Source organism: Actinopolyspora sp. BKK2, assembly GCF_011291845.1.
In the GTDB taxonomy this organism is placed as follows: Bacteria; Actinomycetota; Actinomycetes; order Mycobacteriales; family Pseudonocardiaceae; genus Actinopolyspora; species Actinopolyspora saharensis.
In genome coordinates, this window is sequence record NZ_JAANTE010000006.1 from 131490 (window position 1) to 147545 (window position 16056).

A 16056-nucleotide genomic window follows, 5' to 3' on the forward strand; every position below is an offset into this window, starting at 1 on the left:
TGGCGCCTTCCGGGGAGTTCGCCGTGGCCACGTCCCGGTGGACGCGGCACGCGGTGCCTCGCGGCCCGCGAGGTGGAGCGCACCGCGAGCTTCCGGGGCCACGTCCCGGAGAGCGGTTCGGACGGCCTGCGCCGCCGGGGCGCTCGCCGGAGCCTGCGCGCCCGCCCCTGACGCCGGCTACCCCGCGGCGAACCGCCCCGGTCCCGCGGAGTCGGGGCTTCCCGCGGCGCCGTCCCGGCCGTCCCGCCCGCACGGCCGCGTCGCTCGGACGCCGTCGCGGAACGGCGCGTTCCCGGCGGAGCGCCCGAGCGAGTCGTCCCGCGAACGGGCGTTCAGTCGGCGTCCCTGGACTCGAAGTCGATCGTGGTGTCGTCGTAGACGACGTCGGCCACGGGGATCGTCGAGGAGGTGTCCACCTCCGCCTCGGAGTGCGCCCCGCAGCCGAACTCGACGTGCACCACCCGCCCGTCCGCGGGTGAGACCGAGTTGGCGCACACGCCGAAAACCGCCCGCATCGAGCCGGACAGCGGCAGGAGGAAACCGCAGCTCCCGCACGGCCCCGGAGCGAGCCGGGCGGTCTCGGAGTCGGGGCCGAACTCGCCCTGCTGCCACCGCTCGGCCGCCTCCAGGCGCCCCTGCCTGCTGAGCACCCGTTTCCTGCCGCCGTCCACCTCGTAGGCGAACTCGGACGCGGAGTCGTCGCCGGGCAGCGTTCCCGGGGCCAGCCGGGGGTCGTCCTGCCCGCTCGGCAGCAGGTCCCCAGCCCCCAGATCACCCGGGCGGATTCGCTCGCTCCACGGGACCCAATCGGGTGCGACGAGGGCCTGCGACCCGGGCAGCAGGACCACCTCGCTGACCGTCACCGGATATCCCTCACCGGGAGAAGCCACGGTTACCGCCCAGCGCCACCCGACGTAACCGTGGTAGGTCGTCTCGAAGTAGTGCGTGGCGGCCGTGTCGGACTCGCGCTCGACACCGACGTGCTCGCCGACAGCCGCCCCCTGCGTCTCCATCGCGAGCACCGGCGAGGCGTTCGGGTCGCTACCGGCGACGGCTTCCTCCTCCGCGGCGGAACGCGCGATGTCCACCGCCTCGGCGAGTCGCGGATCGGGTCGCCGCTCGCCTCCGGCAGCGTTGCTTGGCTCTGACGCCGTCTCGACGTCGCTGATCGGAGCAGGCATAGGCGTCACACTCCCGATTGTGCCGCACGTGTTTCGTGGAGTGGGCGGGCGTGCCACGCTTTCGGGGTGCGAGTTCGGAACTGGTGGGCTCTGTTCGACCGCTTCCGGGGCGGACCGGTCGCTGCCGGTGGAATCCACTTCGGAACGCGACGGCGGAGAAGTACGCGGCTGCTCGTCACCTGCCTCGTGCCGCTGGCGATCCTGGGAACCGCCCGATGCGGAACGTCGCAACAACCACAACAGCACGGCGACCGAGGCGGCGATCAGAGCGAACAAGGCTTGTGGCACGGGGGCAGCGTGCCACACCTGCGCGCCGATGTGATCCACGTTCTGCCGCATGATCCGTCCTCGTTCACCCAGGGTCTTGAAACGAACTCGGGAACACTCTACGAAAGCACCGGTAAACGCGGTGAATCGGTTCTGCGCGCCGTGGACTTGACGAGCGGCAAGGAGACCGAACGGGTCGAGCTGCCGAGCCGCTTCTTCGGCGAGGGACTCACCGTGGTCGGGGACCGGATCTGGCAGCTGAGCTGGAAGTCCGGGACGGCCTTCCTGCGCGATCGCGCGACCCTGCGGCAGGAGCGCCGCGCGAGCTACGACGGCGAGGGCTGGGGGCTCTGCTCCTCCGAGGAGCGGCTGGTGATGAGCGATGGCTCCGCCGAGCTGACCTTCCGGGATCCGAACACCTTCGCCGAGCGCGGACGGGTGAAGGTCCGCTTGGGCGGGGAACCGCTCGAGGAGCTCAACGAACTGGAGTGCGTGGACGGCTCGGTCTGGGCCAACGTGTGGCAGACCGACCGGATCGTGCGAATCGACCCCACCTCGGGACGGGTGACCGCCGTGGTGAACGCGAGCGGACTGCTCGACGAGAGCGCCGAGTCCGAAGCGGGAGTGCTCAACGGGATAGCCGCCACCGACGCGGAAGGCGAGTTCCTGCTCACCGGGAAGTACTGGCCGAAGATGTTCCGGGTGCGGTTCGTCCCCGAATGACGGACTCCCCGACGGGGTGAACGTTTCCACGGATCGGGCGAGCCGGAGTTTCGGGACCGGCCACCTCCCGCTCCGGGGCGTGGTCGTAGGCTCAGCACCGTGCGCCGAGGACTCACAGCACTGCTCGCCCTGACCGGAATCCTGCTCACCGGGTGTGGTGCCGCCAAGCAAGACCGACCGCAGGTGACCTTCTACGCGCACGGGGAGTCCGTGCGGGTCGCACCGGTTCGCTACTGCGAGCCGCTCGCGCAGGAGTGCGCCGAACCACGGCCGGACGAGGTGCGCCATCTCACCGTGCCCGCCGACTCCACGATGCAGATCTCGGTCTCCGAGGAGATACAGACCGCGCCGTGGCAGGTGGTCTTCAGCTACCGCACCGCCTCCGGGGAGCAGCGGCAGGGCCGCAGCGAGGTCTTCTCCCCGAAGGAGCGCTTCGCCTACACGCTCGACCTGTCCGAACCGGGCGCGCGGCTCGAACAGGTCGAGGTGCAGCGTTACACGGCCGTCCTCGTGGACGACCTGGAGAGCAGGCAGTTCGTGATCGGCGGGACCTGGGTGCTGAAGGGTGATCGCCCCGATCCCGACAAGAGCTGAAGCGCACTTCCTCCCGCGGGGAGGTCGTCCCGGCTCACCTCACCCCGGCTCGCGGAGCGAGCGGCGCTTCCGGGTTTCCGGAGCGAGGTCGTGCGGAGGGGACCGCTTCAGGAACCGCCCGGGTCCAGCTCGCGCGCGACGGCGCGCACCACGCCGCCCACCCGCTTGGCCACCTTCTTGTCCGGGTAGCGTCCCTTGTTCAGCTCGGGAAGCACGCTGGACTCGAGCAGCTTGATCATGTCGTCGACCATGCCGTGCAGCTCGTCGGCAGGGCGCCGACGAGCTTCCACCACCGAGGGCGGTGGGTCCAGCAACTGGACACGCAGCGCCTGTGGACCGCGACGTCCCTGGGCCATGTCGAAATCGACACGCTGCCCCGTTTTGAGCGCATCAACCCCGGACGGCAGCGCGGAGGCCCGCACGTACACGTCCTCCCCACCGTCCTGGGTCACGAAGCCGAAGCCCTTGTTCGCGTCGTACCACTTGACCCTGCCGGTCGGCACAGTCCTCACCGTTCCCTGTCAGATACGTGTTCCCGCCCGCCCTCCGAAGGAGGTGCGGCCGGCGGGAAACGCTGTCGCCTACGTTCGGTTGTTGCCAATGCGCGCCGACGCCGATCGGAGCTGTCCCGGCACGACGAACGCGCCCCGGAAACGCCTACCTGCCTCGCAGGCACTGCGAGCCTGTTGCGGTAATTGCGTTCCAGGACGCGTCACCTCAAGCGTACCCGCCCGGGGAAGTGCGACAACGTCTCAGGCGGGGCCGCTCCCGCCGCGGGAGCTCGCCCGAAGTCGCAGCGACCTCAGACACGGCGGCACGGACGCGGATCGTCGCACCGCATAAGGTGGCCGCATGAGCACATCCACACGCAGCAGCACCATGCCGGTGGCCGTGGGCACGTTCTGCGCGGGGCTGGTCGTCATCCTGGTCATATTCGGCATGTCGGCGTTCGGGCACCGGGACCTGCCGTGGTGGCTCAACGCCATGACGATGCTGTGCCCACTGGGTCTGGCCGTCGGTCTCGTCTCGGCCCTGGCCCGCGCCCGCCACGGGAGCTCCTCGAGGCGGAACTGACCCGCACCGGCAAGCTCGGTGTTGTCTTCCTCACAGCGGGTGAAGGCGCAGGCTGTGGACAACTCACAGTTGTAGGCAAAATTGGCCACCCCCAGGCCCAGCGGGGTCCTGCCGGAGCTCGCGATTCCTGCCGGAGCTCGGGGGTGGGCCTTTTCGGTCGCGTTCTCAGCGGCGGGTGTAGAGGAGGCCGAGGGAGTCGAGCTCGTCGCCTTCCCGACCGTGGAAGCCGGCCAGCTGCCACCCCTCGGGGGTGGTTCGGGTGAGGCAGTCCCCGGTGTCGGTGCCGCCCGCGATGCCGCGGCCGGTGTTGGTGGTCAAGCGGGCGTAGAAGACCCGCGTGTGGCCGTCCTTCTCGCCCCGGCAGAGGCGGACCGAGTCGACGTACTCGTCCTCGGCCAGGGCGAGGGTCCGCGCGGTGCCGCCCGCTCCGCCGTGGCCGAGTTCGGTGCCGTCGTCGAGCGTGGCACCGACCCGGTCGACCCGCTCCCCCGCGGCCAGCGACACCGAGGTGGGTCGCGTTCCAGGGGTGAGCGCCTCGACGTCGGTGAACGGCGTGCCGTGCGGGCCGCCGAGGACGTCACTGGCCCGGAAGTCCGGATTGCGTGTCCAGGTGAAGTCGGCGGCGATCGGGAAGTGGTCCGACAACTTCCTGCCGTCGTCGGTGCGGAACTCGTCGTCCAGGTTCCGATAGCTGGTCGCGTCGAGCGAGAGCAGCTCGCTGCCGCGGTAGAGGATCTTGTCGACGACCTCGCAGGACGTTCCGGGGTTCTGCTCGGGGCACAGCAGCGCGTCGCTGCCCGGAGCGGGCGCGGTTCCACCGCGCGCCCGCTGCACCCACGCGTCGGTGAGCCCGTTGTCCGACGCGAAGTCGGCGATGTCGTCGCCCTCGCGGGTGTAGCGGGTGTTGGTATCGCCCATGACCAGCACCGCGTTTCCCTGCGAGTGGCTTTGCAGGTACGTCGACAGCTGCTCGAGGTTGGCGCGGCGCGCTTCCAGGTCTCCGTCGGTGACCCCGGCATCGGCGTGCAGGTTGTAGACGTCGAGGTAGACGCCCTCAGCGAGACGCACCCGGCGGAAGGTGAACCCCTTGGGCGTGAGGCAGTCACCGGATCCGATCCAGCAGTCGTCCCAGGTGACCCTGTCCAACTCGCTGTAGGGCCGGTTGGACATGCTGTTCAGTCCACTTCCGATCCCGGCTCCGCCGGTGGTGGAGGTCCGGTGTGGATGGTTGTCCCCGGAGTACAGGGCCGCGTGGTAGTTGAAGTCCTCCTGGACGTTGATCAGGTCGTAGGAGTTCAGCCGTTCGCCGATGGCGGTGGTTGCGGTCTCGCGGTCCACCTCTCCGCTGGAGAGGCCGTCGGGCAGGCCCGCGATGTTGTAGGTGACCGCGGTGAAGCTGCCGGATTCCGGCGATTCGGCGGCAGCGGGAGTGGATGCCGGGACGGTGACGACGGCCGCGGTGGCCGCGAGAGCGGCGATCCCCGCCACAAGGGGTCTAAGCATTGTGGACACCTGGCTCCGTTCGGTGCGGCAGCAGCAACTCTCGTGACCTGGTCAGTTGTCGCACGCGTTGGTTGACCTGCGGGTGAACTCGAAGCGATGGTCGGGATACCGTTTTCCAGCCTCTCCCCGAAGTTGTGACACCGTGCTCTCGGATTCCGCACGAGGCCATGCCGCGTTTACCGCGCGGTCGACGAACGGGACGAGCCTTTTCGGCCATGTCCAGTTTTCCCGTTGATCGCCGCAACTTCCTGCGCGGTGCCGCCGTCGCCGCGGCCACGCCAGCCGTCTGGGCGTTATCGCCGACCGGCACGGGCACGGCCTCCGGAGCGACCTCCGGCTCCGGCTTCGCACCGTTCATCGACGCGTACCGGACCAACAGCACCGACAACCTCACCCCCGAGTCCAACGCCGCCGTCCGCGCCCTGTCGGGCATGAGCGAGCTCTGGCGCACCGGCACGGAGTGGGACAACGGCACCGTCCTGGCTCCGAAGGTGCTGCGCGAGAACATCCGCTACAGCGAGCGGGTCACCCGGCAGCGCACCGAGGAGGAGGCCAAGCAGGCCTTCATCGCCGACCGCCGCCACAAGAGCTACTCGATGATCGCGGGTCTGGGCCCGCTGGCCGAGGCCTACCGCGAAGGTGCGAAGGCGGTCACCTCGATCGTCACCGCCCCCGAGGGCACCCCGTCCGGCGAGATCTCCGACTCGCTGCCCGAGGACGCCCCGCCGGGTTCGGCGCTCGGTGCCGGCTCGGAGAGCTCCGAGCTCGGACCGGTGGCGCGGCTGGTCCACACGGTGCGCGGGCCGCACTCCTCGAGCAACCCGTCCAAGTACGCCTTCGACTACCCGCGCCCCTGGCGGCTCAACGCCCGCAGCCAGGTGGTCGACACGGGCCGGGTCGACGAGTTCGGCTTCCCCGTCTACGACTCGAAGGTCGTCGTCGCGCCGCAGCTGCTGCGCCAGCGCGGTAGGAACCCCGCCGAGGACGGCGGATACCCCAGCGGCCACACCAACGCCGGGTGGCTGGCCGCGCTCGGACTGGCCTACGCGGTCCCCGAGCGCTACCAGGAGCTGGTGGTCGCCGCCACCGACCTCGGGCACACCCGGATCGTGGCGGGCATGCACTCGCCGGTCGGCGTCGTCGGCGGGCGCATCCTGGGCACCGCGCTGGCAGCCGGGATCCTCGCCGACCCGGTCAACGCCGAGATCAAGGCGGCGGCGCGCGAGCGGGCCGTCGAGTACTTCACCGCCGTGACCGGCAACGACGACCTCTACGAAGCGGCGCACTCCGGTGAGGACCCCTACGGCGACCGCGAGGCCAACCGGCAGCGGACCATTCCGCGGCTGACCTACCTGTCGCCGATCGACCGGCACGCCCACAGCCCCCTGCGCGCGCCCGAGGGCGCCGAGGTGCTGCTCGAGACCAGGTTCCCGTACCTGCCCGCCGAGGCACGACGCGCGGTGCTCGAGTCCACCGCGCTTCCGGCCGGCTACCCGCTGCTCGACGGCCCGGAGCAGTGGGGGCGGCTCGACCTGTTCACCGCCGCCGACGGATTCGGCGAGTTCGCACGAACGGTGCGGGTGAGCATGGACGCGGCCCGCGGCGGCTTCCACGCGCACGACACGTGGCGCAACGACATCGGCGGCCGTGGCGGCCTGATCAAGTCCGGCAGCGGCACTCTGGTGCTGCGCGGCGACAACTCCTACCGCGGCGGAACCCGCGTCGAGGGCGGCAAGCTGGTCGCGGCCTCCAAGTCGGGACTGGGCAGGGGTGATCTCGTCCTGGCCCGGGGAACGGGACTGGGGACGGTGCTGGGCACTCCCGTCTCCGTCGACGGCACGGCCCGGATCGAGGACGGAACCACGCTCGACGTCACCACCGACGAGGGACGTTTCGGTGGGCACCACACGGTGCTGCGGGCGCGGCACCTCACCGGGCGGTTCGCCGAGGTCCGTCTCAACGGGCGGCGCGTGGACGCAGTGCACTCCGAGCACGCGGTCACGATCCGACTCTGAGCGACTCTGAGCCGTGCCCGGCGGCGCGCCGGTTCGCCCCCCGGCCCGGCTGAGGCCGGGGCGGGGCGCGGGCACGGGGCACCGTCGGGCTCGCCGGGATCCTGCGGACAACTCCCAGTTACAGGCAAAATTGGCTCACCCTGAGGGACGGCTCGTCACGCCTCCAGCCCGAGCATGCGCACCGCCTGCTCCCGCATCTCCACCTTGCGCACCTTGCCGGTCACCGTCATCGGGAACTCCTCGACCACGTGCACGTAGCGCGGGATCTTGTAGTGCGCCAGGCTGCCGGTGCAGAACTCCCGCAGCGCCTCGGTCGTCAGCTCCGCGGCCCCCTCGCGGAGCCGCACCCACGCCATCAGCTCCTCGCCGTAGCGCTCGTCGGGAACTCCGATCACCTGCGCGTCCGAGATGTCCGGGTGCGTGTACAGGAACTCCTCCACCTCGCGGGGATAGATGTTCTCCCCGCCCCGGATGATCATGTCCTTGATGCGTCCGGTGACGCTCACGTAGCCGTGCTCGTCCATCACGGCCAGATCGCCGGTGTGCATCCAGCGCGCGGAGTCGATCACCTCGGCGGTCTTGTCCGGCTCCTCCCAGTAGCCGAGCATCACCGAGTACCCCCGGGTGCACAGCTCCCCGGCCACACCGCGCGGGACGGTGAGCCCGGTGTCCGGATCCACGATCTTGACCTCCAGGTGCGGACCCACCCGCCCTACGGTCGAGACCCGCCGTTCCAACGAGTCGTCGGCCCTGGTCTGCACCGACACCGGCGAGGTCTCGGTCATCCCGTAGCAGATGGCGACCTCGGCCATGCCCATCCGCTCGATGACCTGCTTCATCACCTCGACCGGACACGGCGATCCGGCCATGATCCCCGTGCGCAGCGAACTCAGATCGTAGTCGGCGAAGTCCGGCAGCCCGAGCTCGGCGATGAACATCGTGGGCACCCCGTACAGGGAGGTGCAGCGCTCGGCCTGGACCGCGCCGAGCGCGGCCGCGGGCTCGAAGCCCTCGCCGGGAAGCACCATGGTCGCGCCGTGGCTCGTGCACGCCAGATTGCCCATGACCATTCCGAAGCAGTGGTACAGCGGCGGCACGATCGCCACGCGGTCGTCCGCGGTGTATCCGCACAGCTCACCGACGAAGAACCCGTTGTTCAGGATGTTGTGGTGCGACAGGGTCGCTCCCTTGGGAAAGCCCGTCGTGCCCGAGGTGTACTGGATGTTGACGGGATCATCGGCGGAGAGCCCGTCCTCCACCTCGACCAGTCCTCCCCGGTCGGAGTCGGTGTCGAACAGCTCGGCCCACCGATCGCCGCCGAGGAACACGACCTGCTCCAGCGCGGCGCAACGCGGTCGGACCCGTTCGACCATGTCCACGTAGTCGGAACTCTTGAACCGCTCGGCCGCGACCAGCATCCGGACCCCGGCCTGGTTGAGCACGTACTCCAGCTCGTGCACCCGGTAGGAGGGGTTGATGTTGACCAGGATGGCACCGATCCGGGCGGTGGCGTACTGCACGAGCACCCACTCTGCCCTGTTCGGCGCCCAGATGCCGACCCGGTCGCCCTTGGCGATGCCCGCCGCCAGCAGCCCCAGCGCGAGGGAATCCACGTCGGCCACGAACTCCCGGTAGGTCCAGCGCCGTCCCGTGGCGAACTCGACCAGCGCGTCCCGCTCCGGGAAGCGTTCGGCCGTGCGCAGCAGGTTGGCTCCGATCGTGTCGCCGAGCAGCGCGACGTCCGAGGTTCCGGAAGCATAGCTGCGCTGCGCGGGCGCCCCCGTCGATTCGCCGTGTCCGGTCTCCGGCACCGTTACCTCCCGATCGAGCCACGCCGTTGTGTTCGAAACCACATGATTGCTCAGACGAACGGAGCAGTCGAGCCCGGGGACGAATCCCGCTCGCATCGGGCGGTGGCGGCCGCAGACCGAACCACGGCCGCCCTACTAGCATCGTGATCGTGGATGCCTACGTCGTCGACGCCTTCACCGACCAGCCGTTCGCTGGCAACCCTGCCGGGGTGGTCCTGCTGGACGAACCGGCCGACAGCACGTGGATGCAGCACGTGGCCGCCGAGTTCAACCACTCGGAAACCGCGTTCGTGGTCGTGGGAGGCCCCGCGGACGAGGCCAAACCGCTGCGCTGGTTCACCCCCACCACCGAGGTCGACCTCTGCGGACACGCGACGCTGGCCACCGCGCACGTGCTCGGCGGTGAGCAGCGGTTCGACACCCGCAGCGGCGAGCTCGGCTGCTCGGTGCGCGACGACGGGATGATCGAGCTGGACTTCCCCGCCCAACCGTGCTCGGCGAGCGAGGAGACCGAGGTGCTGCCCGCGCTGGGCCAACGGGCCGAGGAGCACGTCGATCACCTCGCGCGCAGCGAGTTCGACCTGATCGTCCAGCTCTCCGACGCCTCGCTGGTGCGTCAGCTGCGCCCGGACATGTCCGCGCTGGCCGATGTGCCCGGACGCGGGATCACCGTGACGGCGCGGGGCGACCGTGACGGCGTCGACGTCGTCAGCAGGTTCTTCGCCCCGGCGGTCGGCGTGCCGGAGGACCCGGTCACCGGCTCCGCGCACTGCGCGCTCGCCCCCTGGTGGGCCGACCGGATCGGCCGCACCGAGCTGTTCGCCGAGCAGGCCTCCCCGCGCGGGGGCTTCGTGCGGATGAGCCTGCGCGGGGACCGGGTGGCGCTGGCAGGCCACGCCGTCACGGTGCTCGGCGGAGAGCTGTCCGCCGGAGCGGGCGCACCGCTCGCCCGGTAGCTCCCGGGCGGACCGAGCAGGTGCTCGCGGCTCGCGCTGGTTGCCGGGCAAGCGATCACTCGCGCTGCGGCCACTCGTGCTGCGACCAGCCGCTTCGCGACCACTCGAGGGGGCGAACCGAGCGCTGCGCTCCCCCGGCGATCGATCTGGGGGAATTTCCCCGATTCGTTCCGCCTCGCCCACTGGCAGTGTGGTGTCATGCGACTGTTGTTCAACATCGTCTGGCTGGTGCTCAGCGGACTCTGGATGGCGATCGGCTACGCCTTCGCCGGGATCCTGCTGTGCGTGACGATCATCGGCATCCCCTTCGGGATCGCCTCGTTCCGCATGGCGAACTTCGCGCTGTGGCCGTTCGGACGGCAACTGCTCGAGGAGAACGGGGCGGGGGTGTTCTCGACCATCGGGAACGTGCTCTGGGTAGTCCTCGCGGGCTGGTGGCTGGCCATCGGTCACATCGTGACGGGGGTCGCCATGTGCGTGACGATCATCGGCATCCCCCTCGGGCTCGCCAGCTTCAAACTCGTCCCCGTCTCGCTGTTCCCGCTCGGCAAGCGCATCGTCGACACCGACGACGCGCACGCCCTGCTCCCACGCCCCTGACCCGAGCGCACGCACCCGGCCCCGCAGGACGCGGGCCGGAACGGGCCTCCGCGGGGGACATTTCGACCCGCGGGCACGAGCGGACGGGAGGTGCCGCCGACCGAAGCACCCACGCCCCTCCGGGGACGGCGCACCGATCAGTCGAACGGGTTCGCGACCCGGCCGACCAGGTCCGCCACGGAGTTGATGACCCGCGTGGGGCGGTAGGGGAACAGCTCGGCCGTGTGCTGCCCGGAGATCCCCGACAGCACCAGGATCGTCTGCAGGCCGGACTCCAGCCCCGAACGCACGTCGGTGTCCATCCTGTCCCCGATCATCAGCGTGTTCTCGGAGTGCGCCCTGATCTCGCGCAGGGCCGAGCGCATCATCAGCGGATTCGGCTTGCCCACGTAGTACGGCTCGCTGCCGGTCACCCGCTCGATCAGCGCCGCGACAGCTCCCGTGGCCGGCAGCGTCCCCTCTCGGCTGGGGCCCTTCTCGTCCGGGTTGGTGGCGATGAAGCGCGCGCCGCTCTCCACCAGCCGGATGGCCTTGGTGATCGCCTCGAAGCTGTAGCTGCGGGTCTCGCCCAGAACCACGTAGTCCGGTTCGCGGTCGGTGAGCACGTAGCCGATGTTGTGCAGCGCCGTGGTCAGCCCGGACTCGCCCACCACGAAGGCAGAGCCCCCGGGGCGCTGCTGGTCCAGGAACTGCGCCGTGGCCAGCGCGGAGGTCCAGATGGACGACTCCGGCACGTCCAGACCACTCCGCAACAGCCGTGCCCGCAGGTCACGCCTGGTGTACACCGAGTTGTTGGTGAACACCATGAACGGCAGTCCGTTCTCGTGCAGATCGTTCAGGAAGGCGTCGGCACCGGGAACCATGTGCTCCTCGTGCACCAGCACGCCGTCCATGTCCATCAGATAAGTCCAGGGAGATACCTCAGTCACGCCCTCGATCATCCATCCGACACCGGGTGTACGGCCACCTCGGTCGCCTTGACCGCGAAAAAAACCTCCTCACCCGTGCCCAGACCGAGCTCCGCCACGGCGGAGGGGGTCACGTCGGCAGCGAGCGCGGCACCGGATCCGGGCGGGCCGTGCTCGCCGCGCAGTCTGATCGCGTCCCCGCGGGGTTCGACGCCCACCAGCCGGACCGCGAGCACGTTGCGCGGGCTGCCCTCCGGTCTGGCGCGGTGCACGGCCACCGCCGCCGGGGAGAAGGTCGCGGCGGCGGGAGCGCCGGGTTCGACCCTCTCGACCACGTGACCGCGCAACTCGCCCCCGGCCAGCTCCACTCCCCGCTCGGTCGCCCTGCCCGCGAGCAGGTTCAGCCCGGCGATCCGCGCGGTGAAGGCGGTCCTCGGCCTGGAGAGCACGTCGCCGGTGCGCCCGCGTTCCACCACACCGCCCTCGTCCAGCACCACCACCCGGTCAGCCAGCACCACCGCGTCCAGCACGTCGTGGGTGACCAGCACGCAGGGAGCGCGCTGGGCGGCCAGCGTCCGGTGCAGCAGACCGCGCATCGCCGGGGCGGCGTCGACGTCCAGGGCGGACAGGGGTTCGTCCAGCAGCAGCACGTCGGGCTCGGCTGCCAGCGCCCGCGCCAAGGCCACTCGCTGCGCCTGTCCCCCGGACAGGCGAGCGGGAGCGCGTCCGGCGAGCTCGCCCAGGCCGAGTCGCTCCAGCCAGTCCCGGGCGATCCTCCTGGCCCCGCTCTTGCGCGTTCCCGCCGCCCGCGGCCCGAACGCCACGTTGTCCAGGGCGGACAGGTGCGGGAACAGCATGGCGCGCTGGGCCAGCAGCCCCACCGACCTGCGGTGCGTGGGCAGGTCGACCCCCCGCCCCGTGTCCAGCCAGGTGCGGTCGCGCAACCGCACGCGCCCCCGCTCGACGAGCACGCTCCCGGTCAGCGCGGACAGCAGCGTCGACTTGCCCGACCCGTTCGGCCCGAGCACGGCCAGCACCTCGCCCGCGGGCACCCGCAGGTCCACATCGAGGGTGAACATCGACCGGGGGACCCGCAGCTCCGCGGACAGCCCCTCGGCGGGCTCCGCACCGGCGCGGGAGGCGCCGTCGCCCACCTCGCCGCTCCGCCGCCCCCGCGGGGGCGGCTCGCCTTCCTCAGCCACGGCCGCTCACTCCTCCCGGACGGGCCACGAGAATCACGACGAGGGCTATCCCCACCAGCAGCAGCGACATCGCCACCGCGGCGTCCACATCGGCCTGGGCCTCGGTGTAGACGGCCAGCGGCAGAGTTCTGGTGGTGCCGCGCAGGCTGCCCGCGAAGGTTATAGTCGCCCCGAACTCGCCCAGCGCCCGGGCGAACGTCAGCACCAGGCTCGAGCCCAGCGCGGGCAGCAGCATCGGCAGGGTGACCCTGCGGAAGGTCAACCACGGGCCCGCGCCCAGCGTCGCCGCGACCCGCTCGTACTCCGTTCCCGCCGCGCGCAGGGCCCCCTCCAGTCCCATCACCAGGAAGGGCATCGCCACGAAGGTCTGGGCGAGCACCACCGCGGTCGTGGTGTACGGGATGGTCAGCCCGAACCACTCGTCCAACAGCTCCCCCACAGGTCCGGTGCGCCCGAGCAGGTAGAGCAGTGCCAGCCCTCCCACCACGGGAGGGAGCACCAGCGGGAGCAGCACGGCCCCGCGGAGCAGGCGCGTGCCCGGGAACCGCGCGCGGGCCAGCACCACGGCCAGCGGAGCTCCGAGCAGCACGGACAGCAGCGTCGCGGTCACCGCGGTCCGCAACGACAGCTCCAGGGCGGACAGGGCCGCCGGGCTGGTCAGCAGCGCGGGCAGCCCGGACAGGTCCACGCGGGCGAACAGGCCGAGCACCGGAAGCACGATCAGCGCCAGCGCGCACGCGGCGGGCAGCCACAGCGGCGCGGGCACCCCCGCGGCGCGCTCGGAGGACTGCTTCCGCCGCGTCGGCGGGGAGGGGCTCCCGCTCACGGCGCCCCGAACCCGTGGCGCCGAAGTATCTCGCGGCCCTGCTGCCCGCGGACGAAGTCGGTGAACCGCCGGGCCGCGCTCCGGTCGCCGTTCCCCTCGAGGGTCGCGATCGGGTACTCGTTGGTCACCTGGTCGCCCTCGGGGATCTCCACCCGCCGCACCTGGTCACCCGCGGCGACCGCGTCGGTGACGTAGACCAGCCCGGCGTCGGCCTCACCCGAGGTGACCTTGTGCAGCACGTCCTTGACGTCGTCCTCCTCGCTGACCGGGTGCAGCCGCACGCCCGAATTCCGCTCCACGCCCTCGGCCGCCGAACCGCACGGGACCTGGGGAGCGCAGACCACGGCCGACACTCCGGGCTGCGCGAGGTCGGAGAAGGAGGCGATCCCGGCCGGATCATCCGGTGGGGTGATCACGGTCAGCCGGTTCGTGGCGAAGGTCTCCGGCCCGCGCACCACCGCACCGGCCTGCCGCACCTTGTCCATCATCTCGGCGTTGGCCGAGGCGAAGACGTCACCCGCGCCGCCCTGCCTGATCTGCTCGGCGAGCATCGACGACCCCTGGAAGTTGAACCGCAGCTCCACCTCAGGGTTCTGCTCGGTGAAGCGCTCCCCGATCTCGCGGAAGGACTCGGTCAGCGAAGCGGCTGCCAGCACGGTCAGCGTGTCCTCGTCCCCACCTTCCGCTCCGCACCCCGCCACGGCGGGCAGCAGCGCGAGCAGCGCCAGCGCGAGTCCGCGGAAATTCCTCATCTCCCACCTCCGGGTTTTTCCACCACCACCGCCGTGGACTTGACGACGGCGACAGCGAGCACTCCCGGCCGCAGCCCCATCTCGGTCACGGCCTCCGTGCTCATCAGCGAGACGACCCGCTGGGAGCCGCACTGCAGCTCGACCTGCGACATCACCCTGTCGGAGACGACCTCGGTCACCAGACCGACGAAGCGGTTGCGCGCCGAGCGCTCCACCCCGGAGGGATCCGGTGTCGATGTGGCTCTGGCCCGCGCGAACTCGGCCAGCTCCGAGCCCTCGACGACCAGCCGTCCGGAGGGGTCCTGCTCGGCGGACAACCGCTCGTCGTCCACCCACCTGCGGACGGTGTCGTCGCTGACGCCGACCAGCTCGGCGACTTCGGAAATCCGGTACTGCGGCACGACGGCCACGTTAGGACCGCTCGTGCGGAAAGATCCAGGGGTTCGTTCCCGCAGCAGCGGTTTCGCGGGGTTTTTCGTGCCTTTCTCCGAACGGGGCGGTCCGGACGAGATCGTCCGGACCTGAAGCTACGAAAACCCGCTCGTGCGATCGAATCAACCCCGTCCGGAGAGTTAGGGTCGGGGCGTGACTTCCGTAGACCTGGGCATCCCGGTTGCCCGCCGAACTGTCGACACGTCGGCGCGCCCGGATACGCCGTACCTGGTCGACCGCTTCGGACGCGTCGCGACCGACCTACGGGTGTCCCTGATCGACAAGTGCAATCTGCGCTGCACCTACTGCATGCCCGCCGAGGGCCTGCCGTGGATGAAGCGATCCGAGATGCTCGACACCGCTGAGATGACCCGTCTGATCAGACTGGCGGTGCGCGAGCTGGGGATCACCAATGTGCGCTTCACCGGCGGGGAACCACTGCTGCGCCAGGACCTGGTGGACATCATCGCGGCCACCAGCTCACTGCCGGAGGCCCCCAAGACCTCGCTGACCACCAACGGGATCAACCTCGGCAGGTTCGCCGAGCAGCTCGCCGAGAGCGGACTGGACAGGGTCAACATCTCGCTGGACACATTGGACCGCGAGACCTTCCACGGTCTGACCCGCAGGGACCGCTTCGAGGACGTGATCGCCGGCCTCGAGGCGGCGAAGGAGCACGGACTGGAACCGGTCAAGGTGAATTCCGTCCTGCTGCGCGGCGTCAACGACCACGAGGCCTGCGACCTGCTGCGCTACTGCCTGGACCGGGGTTACCAACTGCGGTTCATCGAGCAGATGCCGTTGGATCCGCAGCACGGCTGGGACCGGAACGAGATGGTCACCGCGGACGAGATCCTGCGGCTGCTCGGCGAGGAGTTCTCGCTGACCCCGCACACGGCCGAGCGCGGCTCGGCTCCGGCCGAGCGTTGGCTGGTGGACGGCGGACCGGCCACCGTCGGGGTGATCGGCTCGGTGACCAGGCCGTTCTGCGCGACCTGCGATCGCACCAGGCTCACGGCCGACGGACAGTTGCGCTCCTGCCTGTTCTCCCAGACGGAGACGAACCTGCGTGAGCCGATGCGCGAGGGCGTGGACGACGCGGAGCTGGCCACCCTGTGGCGGGAGACCATGTGGGCGAAGGCGGCCGGGCACGGCATGGACAGGGAGGACTTCGTCCAGCCCGCGCGCCCGATGAGTTCGATCGGCGGGTAG

Annotated in this window: 16 protein-coding genes; 7 read left to right on the forward strand and 9 right to left on the reverse strand. The window is 70.6% G+C overall.

The genetic code is table 11. From position 1 onward, the window contains the following. Positions 1-332 precede the first annotated feature (332 nt). On the reverse strand, positions 333-1181 hold the full coding sequence (locus tag G9Q41_RS14365) for a DUF3027 domain-containing protein (RefSeq protein ID WP_165632859.1): 849 nt from the start codon (positions 1179-1181) through the stop codon (positions 333-335). Between the two features lie 318 nt (positions 1182-1499). Between G9Q41_RS14365 and G9Q41_RS14370 the strand changes: the two genes are divergently transcribed. Continuing rightward, positions 1500-2171 (forward strand): glutaminyl-peptide cyclotransferase, encoded by a 672-nt coding sequence (locus G9Q41_RS14370; RefSeq protein WP_245695992.1) that lies wholly within the window; start codon positions 1500-1502, stop codon positions 2169-2171. A gap of 99 nt (positions 2172-2270) precedes the next feature. Next, positions 2271-2765, forward strand: coding sequence for a DUF2771 family protein (locus tag G9Q41_RS14375; protein ID WP_092524374.1), 495 nt, complete (start codon positions 2271-2273; stop codon positions 2763-2765). Between the two features lie 107 nt (positions 2766-2872). On the opposite strand, the gene G9Q41_RS22395 is transcribed toward G9Q41_RS14375, so the two are convergent. Beyond that, a complete protein-coding gene (locus G9Q41_RS22395; protein WP_092524376.1) occupies positions 2873-3268 on the reverse strand; it encodes a cold-shock protein in 396 nt (131 codons plus the stop codon). Between the two features lie 349 nt (positions 3269-3617). Here G9Q41_RS22395 and G9Q41_RS14385 point away from each other — a divergent pair, with 349 nt between their 5' ends. Next, positions 3618-3839 carry a hypothetical protein gene (locus G9Q41_RS14385; RefSeq protein ID WP_242687469.1) on the forward strand — a complete coding sequence of 74 codons (222 nt, stop codon included), beginning with the start codon at positions 3618-3620 and terminating at the stop codon, positions 3837-3839. Positions 3840-4004: 165 nt separating this feature from the next. Here G9Q41_RS14385 and G9Q41_RS14390 read toward each other — a convergent pair whose 3' ends face one another. Beyond that, positions 4005-5342, reverse strand: a complete 1338-nt coding sequence (locus G9Q41_RS14390; protein WP_165632858.1) for a jacalin-like lectin — start codon at positions 5340-5342, stop codon at positions 4005-4007. 215 nt (positions 5343-5557) lie between these two features. Between G9Q41_RS14390 and G9Q41_RS22400 the strand changes: the two genes are divergently transcribed. Then, positions 5558-7357: a phosphatase PAP2 family protein gene (locus G9Q41_RS22400; RefSeq protein ID WP_165632856.1), complete on the forward strand. Its 1800-nt coding sequence runs from the start codon at positions 5558-5560 to the stop codon at positions 7355-7357. A gap of 155 nt (positions 7358-7512) precedes the next feature. Here the strand turns inward: G9Q41_RS22400 and G9Q41_RS14400 are convergent, their stop codons facing one another. Further along, the gene (locus G9Q41_RS14400; RefSeq protein WP_165632854.1) at positions 7513-9168 is read right to left on the reverse strand and encodes an AMP-binding protein; all 1656 of its coding nucleotides are present in this window, start codon (positions 9166-9168) and stop codon (positions 7513-7515) included. 149 nt (positions 9169-9317) lie between these two features. Between G9Q41_RS14400 and G9Q41_RS14405 the strand changes: the two genes are divergently transcribed. After that, positions 9318-10124: a PhzF family phenazine biosynthesis protein gene (locus G9Q41_RS14405; RefSeq protein ID WP_092527567.1), complete on the forward strand. Its 807-nt coding sequence runs from the start codon at positions 9318-9320 to the stop codon at positions 10122-10124. 198 nt (positions 10125-10322) lie between these two features. Then, on the forward strand, positions 10323-10724 hold the full coding sequence (locus G9Q41_RS14410; protein ID WP_175455097.1) for a YccF domain-containing protein: 402 nt from the start codon (positions 10323-10325) through the stop codon (positions 10722-10724). 137 nt (positions 10725-10861) lie between these two features. On the opposite strand, the gene G9Q41_RS14415 is transcribed toward G9Q41_RS14410, so the two are convergent. The 5 genes from G9Q41_RS14415 to G9Q41_RS14435 are packed head-to-tail and all read right to left on the reverse strand — an operon-like array spanning position 10862 to position 14813. After that, complete coding sequence (locus tag G9Q41_RS14415) at positions 10862-11623, reverse strand: HAD-IIA family hydrolase (protein ID WP_175455180.1); 762 nt, start codon at positions 11621-11623, stop codon at positions 10862-10864. Between the two features lie 38 nt (positions 11624-11661). Then, the gene (locus tag G9Q41_RS14420) at positions 11662-12834 is read right to left on the reverse strand and encodes an ABC transporter ATP-binding protein (protein WP_347567544.1); all 1173 of its coding nucleotides are present in this window, start codon (positions 12832-12834) and stop codon (positions 11662-11664) included. Continuing rightward, positions 12827-13660, reverse strand: a complete 834-nt coding sequence (locus tag G9Q41_RS14425) for an ABC transporter permease (protein ID WP_165632852.1) — start codon at positions 13658-13660, stop codon at positions 12827-12829. The genes G9Q41_RS14420 and G9Q41_RS14425 overlap by 8 nt, the downstream gene beginning before the upstream one ends. Then, positions 13657-14412, reverse strand: coding sequence for a molybdate ABC transporter substrate-binding protein (gene modA / locus G9Q41_RS14430; protein ID WP_092524386.1), 756 nt, complete (start codon positions 14410-14412; stop codon positions 13657-13659). Before modA ends, G9Q41_RS14425 begins: the two co-directional genes overlap by 4 nt. Further along, positions 14409-14813, reverse strand: a complete 405-nt coding sequence (locus tag G9Q41_RS14435) for a helix-turn-helix transcriptional regulator (protein ID WP_092527579.1) — start codon at positions 14811-14813, stop codon at positions 14409-14411. The genes modA and G9Q41_RS14435 overlap by 4 nt, the downstream gene beginning before the upstream one ends. A gap of 184 nt (positions 14814-14997) precedes the next feature. Between G9Q41_RS14435 and moaA the strand changes: the two genes are divergently transcribed. Then, complete coding sequence (gene moaA, locus G9Q41_RS14440) at positions 14998-16056, forward strand: GTP 3',8-cyclase MoaA (RefSeq protein WP_165632851.1); 1059 nt, start codon at positions 14998-15000, stop codon at positions 16054-16056.